16 protein-coding genes are annotated in these 14,153 nt (G+C 51.2%); 11 read left to right on the forward strand and 5 right to left on the reverse strand.

The window, feature by feature from the left end:
* The first annotated feature begins 233 nt into the window (after positions 1-233).
* The 6 genes from KDN34_RS02590 (at position 234) to KDN34_RS02615 (ending at position 3,560) form a co-directional block, all read left to right on the forward strand.
* Positions 234-764 carry a hypothetical protein gene (locus KDN34_RS02590; protein WP_212595387.1) on the forward strand — a complete coding sequence of 177 codons (531 nt, stop codon included), beginning with the start codon at positions 234-236 and terminating at the stop codon, positions 762-764.
* A 218-nt stretch (positions 765-982) separates the two neighbouring features.
* On the forward strand, positions 983-1,759 hold the full coding sequence (locus KDN34_RS02595; RefSeq protein WP_212595388.1) for a hypothetical protein: 777 nt from the start codon (positions 983-985) through the stop codon (positions 1,757-1,759).
* A 151-nt stretch (positions 1,760-1,910) separates the two neighbouring features.
* On the forward strand, positions 1,911-2,225 hold the full coding sequence (gene ppnP, locus KDN34_RS02600) for a pyrimidine/purine nucleoside phosphorylase (protein WP_212595389.1): 315 nt from the start codon (positions 1,911-1,913) through the stop codon (positions 2,223-2,225).
* A 20-nt stretch (positions 2,226-2,245) separates the two neighbouring features.
* On the forward strand, positions 2,246-2,641 hold the full coding sequence (locus tag KDN34_RS02605) for a carboxymuconolactone decarboxylase family protein (RefSeq protein ID WP_212595390.1): 396 nt from the start codon (positions 2,246-2,248) through the stop codon (positions 2,639-2,641).
* Between the two features lie 32 nt (positions 2,642-2,673).
* Positions 2,674-3,174, forward strand: a complete 501-nt coding sequence (locus KDN34_RS02610; protein ID WP_212595391.1) for a GNAT family N-acetyltransferase — start codon at positions 2,674-2,676, stop codon at positions 3,172-3,174.
* An 86-nt stretch (positions 3,175-3,260) separates the two neighbouring features.
* Positions 3,261-3,560: a hypothetical protein gene (locus tag KDN34_RS02615; protein ID WP_212595392.1), complete on the forward strand. Its 300-nt coding sequence runs from the start codon at positions 3,261-3,263 to the stop codon at positions 3,558-3,560.
* A 10-nt stretch (positions 3,561-3,570) separates the two neighbouring features.
* Here the strand turns inward: KDN34_RS02615 and KDN34_RS02620 are convergent, their stop codons facing one another.
* The 5 genes from KDN34_RS02620 to nifL all read right to left on the reverse strand — a co-directional run bounded on the left by KDN34_RS02620 (position 3,571) and on the right by nifL (position 8,927).
* Positions 3,571-4,107, reverse strand: a complete 537-nt coding sequence (locus KDN34_RS02620; RefSeq protein ID WP_212595393.1) for a nitrogen fixation protein NifQ — start codon at positions 4,105-4,107, stop codon at positions 3,571-3,573.
* Positions 4,104-4,367, reverse strand: coding sequence for a 4Fe-4S dicluster domain-containing protein (locus tag KDN34_RS02625; RefSeq protein WP_212595394.1), 264 nt, complete (start codon positions 4,365-4,367; stop codon positions 4,104-4,106). The genes KDN34_RS02620 and KDN34_RS02625 overlap by 4 nt, the downstream gene beginning before the upstream one ends.
* The gene (nifB, locus tag KDN34_RS02630; protein WP_212595395.1) at positions 4,348-5,676 is read right to left on the reverse strand and encodes a nitrogenase cofactor biosynthesis protein NifB; all 1,329 of its coding nucleotides are present in this window, start codon (positions 5,674-5,676) and stop codon (positions 4,348-4,350) included. Before nifB ends, KDN34_RS02625 begins: the two co-directional genes overlap by 20 nt.
* A 151-nt stretch (positions 5,677-5,827) precedes the next feature.
* The gene (gene nifA, locus KDN34_RS02635; protein WP_228730397.1) at positions 5,828-7,390 is read right to left on the reverse strand and encodes a nif-specific transcriptional activator NifA; all 1,563 of its coding nucleotides are present in this window, start codon (positions 7,388-7,390) and stop codon (positions 5,828-5,830) included.
* 7 nt (positions 7,391-7,397) lie between these two features.
* Positions 7,398-8,927 (reverse strand): nitrogen fixation negative regulator NifL, encoded by a 1,530-nt coding sequence (nifL, locus tag KDN34_RS02640; RefSeq protein WP_212595396.1) that lies wholly within the window; start codon positions 8,925-8,927, stop codon positions 7,398-7,400.
* 352 nt (positions 8,928-9,279) lie between these two features.
* Here nifL and KDN34_RS02645 point away from each other — a divergent pair, with 352 nt between their 5' ends.
* From KDN34_RS02645 to KDN34_RS02665, 5 genes are all read left to right on the forward strand, one after another.
* Positions 9,280-10,296 (forward strand): alpha/beta fold hydrolase, encoded by a 1,017-nt coding sequence (locus KDN34_RS02645; protein ID WP_212595397.1) that lies wholly within the window; start codon positions 9,280-9,282, stop codon positions 10,294-10,296.
* Positions 10,297-10,559: 263 nt separating this feature from the next.
* A complete protein-coding gene (gene rsxA / locus KDN34_RS02650; protein ID WP_212595398.1) occupies positions 10,560-11,135 on the forward strand; it encodes an electron transport complex subunit RsxA in 576 nt (191 codons plus the stop codon).
* Positions 11,136-11,147: 12 nt separating this feature from the next.
* Entirely contained in the window at positions 11,148-11,672 is a 525-nt protein-coding gene (locus tag KDN34_RS02655; RefSeq protein WP_212595399.1) for an RnfABCDGE type electron transport complex subunit B, read from the forward strand.
* Between the two features lie 11 nt (positions 11,673-11,683).
* Complete coding sequence (gene rsxC, locus KDN34_RS02660) at positions 11,684-13,165, forward strand: electron transport complex subunit RsxC (protein WP_212595400.1); 1,482 nt, start codon at positions 11,684-11,686, stop codon at positions 13,163-13,165.
* Positions 13,158-14,153 (forward strand): RnfABCDGE type electron transport complex subunit D, encoded by a 996-nt coding sequence (locus tag KDN34_RS02665; RefSeq protein ID WP_212595401.1) that lies wholly within the window; start codon positions 13,158-13,160, stop codon positions 14,151-14,153. Before rsxC ends, KDN34_RS02665 begins: the two co-directional genes overlap by 8 nt.

Below are 14,153 nucleotides of genomic sequence, written 5' to 3' on the forward strand. Positions count from 1 at the left end.
GCGATGACCATCGCTAGTTCGCTTATCGCTATCGGCTCCATTTTCGCCTAGCACTTGCAGCCTATAGGCCTCATTCTGTGTGGCTATCTCATCTTTAAAGGTCAAGTCTGCTCACTGATTGCCCATGACCGTCCACTTATGCTCAAATAACCGCCAGCAGCTGTCGATTGTGCGCTCCACTCGATAACGAAGCGAATAGGGGAGGGCGCTAGGCCAAGGTCAGGTGAAAAAATATGGAACATTACATCGTATACGTTGTATCAGGATTACTCGGCACTTCAGCCGTATTACTCGGGCTTTTGATCCCAGGCGGTCCGATTGAAACCCGGGATTTCTCCCATATATCGCCTATGACACTGGGAATCTTCAATGTATTTCTTACTGTCCTGGGGATTGGGAGTCTTGCGTTAATCTATTTTTCTTTTATCGGCTCCGAGATTGCGGTCATCATGGCGGCAATCTGTGGCGTATCCTATTTCCTCGTGTATGCGTTAGATTTGGCAAAAATCTTTCCGGTTTCGCCCAATAAAATGCCGCGCGCATTATTCTGGATTGAAGTGATTGGGCTGATCCTATCAATCCCGCTGACATTGCTGTCACTCATATATCTATTGCTGCCAACCGAAGGTGCCGGCATCTCCGAAGTTTCCCCCAGCACTATGCTATTGGGATTGGTGGCAGTCATTGTAGTCGGCGCCGGAATAGTGATATTCGCGACAAAATCAGCGATGAGACAAAGAGAAGCACAAGGCCCATCGCGTTGATGCAAAAGCTGTACAGCCAATCAACAACGTGAATGCCGTCAACATCCTAATCCGGTCGCTTTTGTGTGCTTCAAGTTAGAATAGCGCAGGTGATTGAATTGTTATTTTTACACTTACACTAATCCGACATTATTTTACATTTAATTTCAATATGTTGGCCTATGACTTGCGTTGATATCGATACGTCAAAGAAAATGATATTGATATTAGGAGTCATCATGCAGGTTCAATCCCCCAACCCGTTTTATCAGGCGCAGGCACTCAACAAGTACCAAACTCATGCGGAGCAGGCCCCAGCGGCTGGCAATGTCGTCACCAATAGCGCGACCAACAGTGCTACCGCCAGTACGGCAAAAGCTGTCACTGCCACTAATAATGCGGCAAGTGTTGCCTCCTATGCGGCAAAATCTACCCCGTCAGTGTCCTTGTCATCAGAGGGTAAAGCGTTAGCAGCCGCTGAAGCAGGCCAAAAGCAGACTCATTCGTCAGTATTTCGCATGGATACCAATATGGGTAGCAAGAGCATCAATCTAGATAACTACTTTGATACCTCAGCCCAGAGCAGCAGCGGGACGTATAACACTCAGGAATTGCTGTTACCGTCAATGAGTAACCTCAAAGCCTTGACCGCTCATGCTTCAAATGCTCTGTCTACTTTGATGAAAGATAACAATATTCCGACAGCCCCTGCTGAAATGAGCTTTGATGCTGAAGGTAATCTACAGTTGCCGGCTGACTATCAATACAAAGATCAATTGACGACCGCCCTGAATAGCAACACCTCGGTGACCCGCGAGCTGAATACCCTGAATGCGATGGCGAGAATCGTTTCCGGGAGTGCCAGTCAGGCTGAGAGCGTTGCAGGCACCACTGTTGCAGAAAATGGTACAAGTAGCGGCAGCACAGTGACCGCTGGCGCCGCATCAGGTATTGCGCTGAAATTGGCGGCCAATGGCGAGTTCCATGTCGCGGTTAATAACAAGACGTTGGCCTAGGTTCTCGGCGGCTTTTTGTCATTATCTAGGTGAATTTGCGAACAGTGAAATTTAACCTGGATGCAACAAAACTGCTTTGCAGCTTGCGGAACTTAGCGCAAACTCAGCCACTTGAAATGCATTATTTTCATCATCTGTGTTGGGGAGTCTTATGTCAGAGTTTCAGCAAGTTACAGTAGCAAAAAAAGCCAATATCTATTTTGAAGGCAAGGTAACCAGCCGCAAGCTGACTTTTGCCGATGGCACCGTTAAAACCTTGGGAATTATGTTGCCGGGTGACTATCAGTTTGGTACTGATGCTCCAGAATTAATGGAAATCCAGGTGGGGGAGTTAGATGTATTGTTGCCCGGTAGCGACCAATGGTTACATGTCTCTGGCGGGGAAAGTTTTTCCGTTCCGGGTAATGCGAGTTTTTCGTTGAAAGTACAGACTGTGACTGATTATTGTTGTTCCTATCTTAAATAATCATCGGGGGAGATGCGGCGATGGATAACAACGAAAAATACGCGAAGGGTTTGGCGGTCAGACGTGCAGTATTAGGTGACGCTTACGTTGATAAATCGCTAAACAATGCCACTGACTTCACTCGGCCATTGCAGCAGTTGGTGACCGCTAATTGTTGGGGTGAAGTCTGGACTAGCGAAGTTATCCCGCCCAAAACCCGTAGCCTCATTACCCTTGCGACTCTGGCAGCATTGCGTGCCAGTGAAGAAATAAAAGTCCATGTACGTGGCGCTCTTCGCAATGGTTGTAGTGTGGCCGAAATCCAGGATGTACTGTTGCAAGCAACGGTGTATTGCGGCGTTCCCGCGGGTATTGATGCATTTCGCGCAGCGAAGGAAGTTATCGAGCAGTGGCAACAGGAGCATCCCGAAGAATGATGTCACTGCTGTTGGACAGATAAGGAGTTGTCATGTTGTGCGTCAGAGCGTTCACCGTTGCTGATTACCCAGCCGTGAGCGCTATCTATCAGCAAGGAATTGAAAGCGGCAAGGCCACTTTTCAGGTGGCCACCAAAAGCTGGGAAGAATGGGATAGTGCCATGTTACTGCAGTGTCGGCTGGTGGCCGAATTGGCCGGAAACGTGGTGGGATGGGCAGCGCTATCTGCGGTGTCTAAGCGCGCAGTCTACGCTGGTGTAGCCGAAGTCAGTATCTATGTTGCCAACGACGCCAAACAACAAGGCGTGGGTTCCGCATTGATGAGTCGTCTTATCAATGACTCCGAAACCAATGGTTTGTGGACTCTGCAGGCTGGCATCTTCAGTGAAAATAATGCCAGCATTGCGTTGCACCAGAAGTATGGTTTTAAGGTACTGGGTATACGCGAAAAGCTAGGTCAATTGCATGGCGTATGGCGCGATGTGGCGTTTATGGAGCGCCGCAGCAAAATTGTCGGACAACCAGCCAGTTGATTGTCACTTATTCAACTCGCGTCAGTGCCGTCAATCAGAATTAAGCCATAATAATATCAAAGAGATATGCCTTGATGAGGCGTCCGATGAGAAAAGCAATTTTGATCATTGCTACGTTGCTGGCTTGCGCCTGGTTGCTGACCGGCCTGTTTGTGTGGCGGGAAGCACGCAACGAAGTCGTGTTTCTTTGTGGTAACTTCACGGCCGGCGTCAGTAAGACCTCGGTACTGCAACAACTCTCCACTGGCGAATTCCTGCGGCTATCAGAACCGCCCACGACTGATGGCCATCGCATTATCGTCGATAGCCCCTACACCTTAGGTTACTATCGCTGCGTAATAGAGTTCGATAACGATGACAAAGTACGCTGGGCATCGCTGCAATAGCGGCTATCTCTCAGCGCTCTTCTGAACCAAAGCACTCCTGATAGGTTGAACATTCATTGCAGCTAGGGGCGCGGCATACATAGTCGCCTCCATGATCGCATAACTGCTTGTATAAAAACCGTTTCCACCGCATATTGCGATCATTGGCGTTAAATAGTTGTGGAAAATACCAGGCAAACATACGGCTCAGCCGGGGCCGTTCTGGCAGCCCGAGATCTTTCCACAGGTGGCGGTTGCCCAGGCAGCCGCAGGCGATAACGCTGGCGGCCTGTTCGGCAAAGCCTGATTCAGGATTGGCATGTTCGATGAGCAGCGCCTTCAATTCCCGATATTCCTTTTGGCGCATCAGCAGCAGTTGTTGCCTGAGTTGGCGTCGTTCTGACAGATGTTTCTTGTCCAAGGTTTGCCGTAAGACTCGGGCGCGGCTGGTGATGGCGTCATATTCTACCGAAGCCAGACCCAATTGCGGCGGCAGCACTGTGTCACCCGCGATGTAAGACAACATGATCGGCAACCAAAACAGTGCAACTTCGTCTTCGCTGGTCATAATGCAGCTCCCGGACTGATGATACCGGTCAAGCTCCCTTGTGGATTAACCGGCAGGTTCATCTCGTTAACGATGGCTTCTTCAATCGGGCAGATACTGGCGCATTGCGGCGCATCATAGTGATCTTCACACCCGGTGCAGCGACGACTATGAATGTGAAAGCGTCCATTTACGTCTGGGTCTGCATATACCGCCTGGCTGGGACATACCAATTGACAGGCATAGCACCCGACACATTTATCAGTAATGGCATACTTCATGGTTACCTCCAGGCGTCAATGGGGTAGCTATTCTCGCGGCGATACTTGCGAGCGCTTCGGTGATTGGCTGGAAAGCAAAATCCACGTTAGGCGTGACTCCCAGTTTTTCCAATGCGCGCCAAGGCGCAATTCCCATGCGGGCACACAATACGGTTTGGCAATCGGCTACCGCATCGATGATCAGTTGTTTATCGCTGTCGTCATCAGGGCAGGCATGAGTACCACTGCAGTATTGAGCAACCTGGCGGGTTTCCAGATAGATAAACTGCTGTTGTTGCTTATCAAAACGATAAATCTCGAAACGTTTGGCATGCCCAAAATGAGTTTGGATCAGCGCTTCACCATTACCTGCGACGGCTACTTTGTAACTGTGTTCAACCACTGGTTCTTCACTTTGCCCACAACCGCCTCCCAGTGTGCCAACGGCATCGGCACGGCACTGCTGGCAATGGGTCATCTGTGGCATATATTGGGACGAGATGGCGCGAGCGGCTTCCAGTTCGGACGCTGATGGACCGCGCTGACCGCGGATGCCGAAAAAAGTCCCATGCTCAGCTGCGGAGATCAGCGGCATGATGTTATGCATCAAAGCCCCGCGGCGACGCACTTCTTGCGACACCTGCTCAATATGGTGATCGTTAATACCGGGGATCAACACGGTATTGACCTTCACCAGCATGCCAGCTGCTGCGGCCGCCTCTAAACCCGCCAGCTGGTTTTGGATCAGCCGTTCAGCGGCTGCGCGTCCGCGCAGACGTTTATGGTCGTAATACACCCAAGGGTAAATCTGCTCGCCGATTGCCGGATCAATACAGTTAATGGTAACCGTCAGGTGATGCACGCCAGCTGCCGCGAGTTCGCTAGCATAATGCTCCAGCATCAAGCCATTGGTAGAGATACATAACTGTGCCTGAGGGTCTTCCATGCGGATCTTTTTCAGGGTCGCAAAGGTGGCTTGCGAATTTGCCAGCGCGTCACCAGGTCCCGCGATACCGACGACGGTAAGATTCGGCGCGCGTCTTTTAATGCTACGAAACTGCTTCAGGGCGCCGTCACTGTCCATCAGCCTTGATACCACCCCGGGGCGCGACTCGTTACTGCAGTCATACTTACGGTTGCAGTAATGGCACTGGATATTACAGGCGGGCGCCACCGGCAGATGCATACGCGCATACTGGTGCGCCTGCTTGGAATAACAGGGATGGGTCGCGATCTGCTGTTGAATATCTTTAGGCAGCAGATGACGCACCTGATCAGCAGGTCTGGTTGCAGCATGTTGAGTGGTTGATGGCATCGACTGACGTTCCATGGCTTCCTCGGCATAGACGTAAACACTGAAGTACCTGTTGCAAACACTGTTCCTGCAATTTAGTTATTATCTATCAGTAGGTTAGCTATTTTGTTGGTTGCGACTGGCCGGACAATTGTCGCAAACGCGACAACTGAGCCGACAAGCTGCCTTACAGCTGTTTCATTTCGATGTTCATGATTTGGATACGGTAGGCGATCTGGCGTGGCGTCATGTTCAGCAAACGGGCGGCTTTAGCTTTCACCCACCCGGAACGTTCCAGGGCATCAATCACCATTTCGCGCTCGTCCATGCTAGGCTCCGGTTCGCTGAAATGGTTATTGTTAGCCGCATGTACCTTGGCCGGTTGCAGCGGCATCTGGCTTTCTAACTGGCTGAAACTGATCAACTCCGGGCCGATGATGCCGGATTCACACAACACTGAAGCTCGCTCCAAGGTGTTTTCCAGTTCACGAACGTTACCCGGCCAGGTATAACCCATCATCAGTCGTAAGGTGTTATCGCTGAGCGACACCTGACGTTGCTGGGCCATACTGAGCTTTTTAGTGATGTGCTCTGCCAGTTCCGGCAAATCCTCAATACGATCCCTTAGTGGCGGCAGGTACATCGGCATGACGTTCAGACGGTAATAGAGGTCTTCGCGAAAATTACCCTGACTGACTTCCTCTTCGAGATTACGGTTGGTGGCGGCAATGATGCGCACATTGACCGAAATCGTGGAGGTGCCACCGATGCGCTCAAACTCCTTTTCCTGCAGTACCCGCAGCAACTTGGCTTGAAATGCGGCGCTGGTTTCGCCAATTTCATCCAGGAAAATCGTACCATTATGGGCCATTTCAAAGCGCCCTTTGCGCTGCTTAACCGCGCCGGTAAACGCGCCTTTTTCATGGCCAAATAGCTCAGATTCCAACAGATTATCCGGTAGTGCCGCACAGTTAAGTTTGATAAACGGATTGTTGGCACGCGGGGAGTTGTAGTGGATGGCGTTGGCAACCAACTCTTTACCCGTGCCAGATTCTCCGCGAAGCAACACGGTAGAATCCCAACGTGACACCAGCCGGATCTGTTCAAAGATCTGTCGCATGGTCTTGGTGTGGCCCACCAGGTTTTTAAAGCTGTAGTTGTTGCGCACTTTACGCCGCAGGCCGTCACGTTCATCGACCAACTGCCGTTCTTTAGTTTCGACTTTATGAGCCAGTTGTACGTTTTTGGCGATCAGATTGCCGATCATCTCCAAAAATTTTGACAGCGCGGCCAGTGAGTCATCCCGACACTGTGGCGGTTGAGCCGAGAGCGCGCCAATCACTTTGTTGGCCCCGTCTTTCAGTGGCACGCAGATATAAGGTTTTTCATAGTCATACAACGCCAGTTTGTCGGCAAAGCGCGCATCGTTGCCGAGTTGACGAATCACAATGGTGCTACCGTGTTTCAGTACATCACCGACGATGCCTTCACCGACCTTGTAATACACCTGCTTTTCATCCATTACCGGATTAGGTGACGGGTTGTGGATCGACTTGATCAGCAGAATATCGCGTTCATCATCGAGAATGGTCAACATGCCACACTTGAGCTGGCATTCGTTGTGTAAAATCTTCAACACATTATTCGATGATTCAGTGTAATTGAGACTGGTACTCAGCTCGCTACTGATCTTATACATGGCAGCCAGTAACTGCCGTTCCAAATCAAAGAGATTCAATTCTGCAGCCATAATGCAATCACCATGTGTGTTTGGGGAACGTCAGACGAATACTGGCACCGCCGATGCGGGCACTGTCGCCGATACTGATGGTGGCGGAATGCTCGTTGAGCACCTGTTGCACTATCGATAGGCCGATGCCACGACAGCCAGAGAGGTGGCGCGGTTTGGTACTGTAAAACGGTTGGAAGATTTTCAGCCGGGAATTTTCGTGCACCCCTCCACCGCTGTCTTCGACCAGGATGCTGATGTCGCTATCATCCTCGCTGGTGGCGATTAAAATGGTACGTTCCTCGGCTTTGGACACCTGAATCGCGTCGATAGCGTTATCAATGATCTGTTTCAGCGCTAACACCAGTCGATGCGGCATGCCGGAAATTGACGGCAACACGGGGTTAAGGTGTAACTCCAGATGAATACAACTCAGCAGCATCTCGTCGGTGCTGATGGCAGTGACGTCGCGGATCACCTGATTCAGATTGACCGGTTGGAAGGCTTCGTTGGCGCGCTCAGGAATTGCCTGCTTAATCTCATTCATGGCATTGACGGCGTTAATCATGGCTTCATCCATCGCGCCCAGGCCGGGACAGGCGTGATTGGTTTTCTTGAGAATTTTTACCGCCGATTCCAGCATGTTGAACGGCCCCTGCAATTGATGCAGCGTTGCCATCAGTGCTTCCTGCATGGCATGCACGTATTTGTTGTCACTGGCCATCAGCTTGACTGAATTAATCCGGCGTTCTTCCACCAACAGTTTTTCTTTGGTGCGATCGGCAATTGCCACGACGGTATAGAATTCGTCCGCCGGATGAAAGTACGCTTCGGCGGTGGTATCGGTCACTGGAATTTTCGCCAGCGCATAATCAAACCAACGCTCACCCAGTGGACCCCGTTCCTCCATGTGTACGCCTTTGTAGCGGTTCTGCCGATTACCGACAAAGTTTTCAATGGCGTCGACGCCGTATTCCTGAAGTAAGCCCTGTGCCAACAGCTCAATCGGTGACATCTGAATGCTTTCGCTGAGATGATCAAAGCGACGGTTACTGAATAAGACGTTGTGGTGACTGTCGATCAGCGCGATGGCAATCGGTGCGGAATTCAGCACCGCCTGAAACATGGTGTACTGATTCTTCTGATGTGTTTGCAGCTTATGGCTTTCAGTGATGTCTTTGTGAATCGAGTAGTAGCAGTGCTGGTCTTCATTGTTTTTAAAGGCAGAAATAGAGATTTCCGCGATGTATGGCTGACCATTCTTGCGCTTATTGATCAACTGTCCTTGCCAGTGATCGCCGCGGGTGATCGCGCCCCACAGACTTTCGTAAACACTGCGAGGGGTCGCCTTATAGGACAACATTGAACAGTTGTTGCCTAGCAACTCTTCCCGGCTATAACCGGTGATCTCCAGGAAGGTATCATTGACCAGCAACAGGTTGCCGCGGTTATCCGTGATACTGATGGCAACTGGTGCATTCTGCAGGATCTGCGCATACGCTTCCAGACCAAATTCCGGAGTGTTAATCCGGGGTACGACTTTGTCTATCTGTTCCATATTCGCCTTCCCGACCATCGCAACTGTTGTCTGCTTTTTTAGGGATTCTGCATAAATTAGACCACTGTAACATTTTGCTAACTTTTGCCAGATGATACTGATATCTATTTGTTTTGTATGTGATTGTTTGTTTTGGAACAATTGTTAAATCGACGCTAAAAATTGTTCGTTTTACGACAATTAGCGATAGGTGAATGACAAAATGCAGTGTGGCGATTGCGGATAATTTCACCAAAGCAGTGCGATGTCGCACTGTTGTCGGCGGTGTCGGGGAAGTTTTGACCAGTAACTGCCGCTTGCCTTAGACTGGCAGCGCCTTATTTCACCAAAAGCTGAATAACAGGAGGTCGCGATGTGCAGCAACAGGCAAAGCTGGCTATTGATCACTATGGCCGCGGGCATTTTATTGAATGGCGTGGCTAACGCCGCAGCTAAACCCGCCTATGGTCCAGAGCTTGAAGGTTTCAGTTATCCCTGGCCGGTAAAACAGTTCCAGTTTGAATCGCAACAGCAGCCATTGCATATGGCCTATATGGACCTGCAGCCAACCAAGGCTAACGGTCACACCGTGGTACTGTTACATGGCAAGAATTTTTGTGCGGCAACTTGGGAAGATACCGGCAGAAGTCTGAGTGCCGCTGGTTATCGGGTAGTCATACCGGACCAAATCGGTTTTTGTAAGTCCAGTAAGCCGCGAACATATCAGTACAGTTTTCAGCAATTAGCGCAGAATACTCATGAGTTGCTGGCATCATTGTCGATTAACAAAGCGATTATTATGGGGCATTCCACTGGCGGCATGCTGGCAGCGCGCTACAGTCTGATGTATCCCGCGGATACCGAACAGTTGGTGATGGTCAATCCAATTGGTCTGGAAGACTGGAAAGCGAAAGGGGTGCCATTTATCGGGGTGGATGGTTGGTATCGGCAGGCGTTGCAAACCACCGATGAGGGCATTCGTAACTATGAGCGCAAAACCTATTATGCCGGTGAGTGGCAGCCTGCTTATGAGAAGTGGGTACAGATGCTCGCAGGCATGTATCGGGGCCCAGGTAAAGAAATTGTCGCCTGGAACTCGGCGTTGCTGTACGACATGATCTACAGCCAACCCGTCGTTTATGAGTTGCCGGATATTAGCGTGCCTACCTTATTGATGATTGGTGAAAGGGACACTACTGCGCCCGGTAAGAATCTCGCTTCAGCGGAAGATCGTGCCAAACTCGGCAATTATCCGCTATTAGCACGGGAAGCGGCCAAGCGTATTGCTAATGCTCAATTGGTGTTGTTCCCAAATTATGGTCATGCACCGCAAATGCAGGCCCCCGCGGAGTTTCATAAATCGCTATTGGCACACCTGATAGCACCTTAATCAACTCTTAGTTTCTCTTGGTTCGCAGGTCGTGCTGACTTGCGAACAACTCTTCAGCCTTTATGCCTTATCCGCTGCCTTCATTGCTGTTGGTTTACGGCTGTTTTGTCTGTTTTGTGACAAAGCTGTTGCTGCTTAAATGCCGTGTCTTCCTGTTAAAAAATCAATAAAAAACAGTATATTGAACCATAAATGCCGCCGTCAATTCCACTGGCATAAGCGTTGCAAATTCCTTGGCATTGATTGTCAACTGAGACACAACCATGAGCGACGGTTTACTGATATTTCTTGGTGCCGCATTTGTTAACAACGTGGTGCTGGCCAAATTTCTAGGTTTATGTCCCTTCATGGGGGTGTCGAACAAAATCGACAGCGCCGTGGGGATGGGGTTGGCAACCACCTTTGTGCTGACACTGGCTGCAGTCGTCAGTTGGGTATTGGAGTTCGCAGTCCTCAGACCCCTGCATCTGGAATTTATGCGCATTATCGCGTTCATTCTGGTGATTGCTGCGGTTGTGCAACTCACTGAGTTATATGTCAAAAAAAGTTTTCCATCGCTGTATCAGTCATTGGGCGTGTTTCTGCCGCTGATCACCACCAACTGTGCGGTATTAGGGGTGGCATTGCTCAGCGTGCAGGAGCAGTTGTCACTGATGCAGACCTTTATGTTCAGCTTCGGCTCGTCTATCGGCTTTATGGTGGTGCTGGTGCTCTTTGCCGGACTACGGGGGCAGCTCAGTTTGAATCGGGTGCCCGCGGCATTCAAAGGAAACCCTATTGCGTTTATTACCGCGGGATTGTTGTCGATGGCCTTTATGGGCTTTGCCGGGATTGTCTGAGGAGGCCAGCAGATGATTAGCGTAGTGTTTTTGGTGTTGTTGGGGGCGGCGCTCGGAGCCGCACTGGGGTATGCCTCCCAGGTGTTCAAAGTGGAGAGTAATCCGCTGGTGGACCAGATTGAGGCGTTGATGCCCGGAGGACAGTGCGGTCAATGTGGCGAAGCGGGTTGCCGTCAGGCGGCTGAGGCAATGGTACGTGGGGTACTGAGTCCTGCAGGCTGTCCGCTTGGCGGCGCAAACCTGACTAAACAAGTGGCGGATATGCTGGGGGTCTCAGTAGAGATTGCTGATGAAGATATCCAGTGGGTGGCGACAATTGACGAATCTCAGTGTTCCGGCTGTGGTCGCTGTTATAAAGCCTGTCCGTTTGATGCCATTGTGGGGGCCACCAAACAGATGCACACAGTGATCGCTGATGTGTGTACCGGTTGCAAATTATGCACCCAGGTATGTCCGCAACAGTGTCTGACAACCGTGCCGCTGACTCCCGATAGTCGCAGTTGGTTCTGGCCTAAACCGCAACCCGAAGCTGCCTGAAGGAGGTCATTATGCTGAAATTTCTGCGTCAGCCATTCCGTGGCGGCATTCATCCCGATAGCCACAAGCTGCTGACTTGTAATAATGGTATTGATCGTGAGTTCTGGCCACGTAATGTGATGTTGTCATTGCAGTTGCGTAATGGTGCCAAGCTGACACCGTTGGTCAAACCCGGTGATACGGTATTGCGAGGGCAGAAAATTGCCGAAGGTCGCTCTGAGATGGTGGCGCCGATACACTCTCCGGTAAACGGCGTGGTGACCGGCATTGCCCAACATTTCAATTCTCACCCTTCGAAAGCCAAATGCGACACCATCATCATTCGTGCTAACAGCGACAGACGTTGGGGCGAAAGTGCGCCGCAGGGCAGCTTCTACCAGCTGTCGGCAGACGAGATTATTACTCGGGTGCGTGACGCGGGCATTGTTGGCTTAGGCGGTGCCGGTTTTCCAACGGCTGCCAAACTGAGCTTCGCGCGCAGTGCTAACGTGGACACCTTAGTGATCAATGGCGGTGAATGCGAACCGTATCTGACCTGTGATGATGTGGCGATGCAACAGTATGCGGCTGAGATTGTTGCTGGCGTACGGCTAATCCTCACTGCGTGCGGTGCCAAACAAGCCATCATCGGTATTGAAGACAATAAGCCCAAAGCGATTGAACAACTGCGCTCAGCGGCATCTGAAGATGAAAAAATTCAGGTGCTCAGTGTGCCCAGCATCTACCCCATGGGCTCGGAGCGGCATCTGATTAAATCTGTTACCGGCAAGACGGTTCCGGTCGGTAAACTTTCCAACTCTATCGGTATTCTGACGCATAACATCGCCACCACTCGCGCCGTTTATCAAGCAGTGCGTTTTCGGCGGCCTTTAGTCAGCCGGGTGATTACTGTCTCTGGCCGTGGCATCGGGAGTCCCCGCAATGTTGAGGTGCCAGTAGGCACTCCGGTGCATGAGTTGTTGGCTTGGTGCGGCGGTATCAGCGACAGCACTGCGCGCCTTGTGTTCGGTGGCCCGATGATGGGACAGGTGATTTCGTCACCTTATATCCCGATTGATAAAACCGTCGGTGGCATCTTGGCGCTTACTGATGCCGAAGTGCGCCAGCGTCAACCCTCAGATTGTATTCGCTGTGGTCAATGTGTGCGGGCTTGTCCGATGGGGTTGATGCCATTTCAGATGGCAGCCTTCAGTCGTATCTCCGATTTTTCAGCGGCAGAGAATATCGGGATCCAGCATTGCCTTGGCTGCGGCGCGTGCAGCTATGTTTGCCCTTCAGCGATTCCGTTGGTGCAGTATTTCCTGCATGCCAAGGGTTCGATTAATGCTAATCGCCTCAAAGCCCAGCGCTCGGCCAAGGCCAAAGCACTCAATGAAATCCGTTTACAGCGGCTCGCTGAAGAAGCTGCCGCTAAACAGGCCGCGAAGGCCTCCAAACGTCGTGAACGTGCCCCTCGCGCCAGCCGTCCGGTTAAGGAGTTGGAACATGATTAATTACGAACCCTCGTCCGGTCCCTTTGCCCACACACGTAACAGCAGTGTGCGCATCATGTATACCGTGTTGCTGAGTCTGTTACCCGCCACGATATTTGGCATTTACCAATTCGGTCTGGGCAGTTTGCGTACGGTGCTGGTGTGCTGTGCTGTAGCGGTATTAGCGGAATATGCCAGTCTTAAATTAATGCAACGCCGAAGTGCGGCCTGTATGGACGGCTCGGCGTTACTAACCGGCTTGTTGCTGGCCATGAGTCTGCCTTCCACCGTCCCCATGTGGTTGGCAGCCATGGGCAGCGCCTTTGCGATAATCGTCGGTAAACAGATCTATGGCGGTTTGGGACAGAATCTGTTTAATCCGGCGATGCTGGCGCGAGTGATGTTGCTCATCTGCTTTCCGGTGGAAATGACCAATTGGGCGGTGCCGACGCCACTGGATTTTAGTCACAACCTGGTGACCGTTCCCGATGGCTGGCTGCAGTTTGATGGCGTCACCGCCGCGACGACTTTGTCTGGATTGAGTAAAACGCCTGAATCCTTATTTTCTATGTTTTTGGGTACTGAAGGCGGCAGTCTCGGCGAAACCAGCTCATTGCTGATCCTTGCCGGTGGCCTGTTGTTGCTACAACGCCGCATCATTCACTGGGCGATTCCGTTGTCATTCCTCGCAGGACTTGGCATTCCGTCGCTGATTGGCCACTGGTTTGCGCCGACGACCTTTTTATCTTTACCCGCCCAAATTTTCAGTGGTGGCGCGATGTTAGGTGCTTTCTATATTGCGACGGATCTGGTGACTTCACCTACCAGTGTGCGGGGGCAGTTAGTGTATGGCGCTGGCTGTGGTTTGCTGATCTGGTTAATCCGTAGCTTCGGCAATTATCCGGAAGGGGTGGCCTTTGCCGTGTTAATCATGAATGCCGCCAGCCCGCTTATTGACCATTATCTGCGGCCGGCAATTTTCGGTAGCCGCTCAGTTGCGGGGAAATAA

Source organism: Shewanella yunxiaonensis (assembly GCF_018223345.1).
GTDB lineage: Bacteria > Pseudomonadota > Gammaproteobacteria > Enterobacterales > Shewanellaceae > Shewanella > Shewanella yunxiaonensis.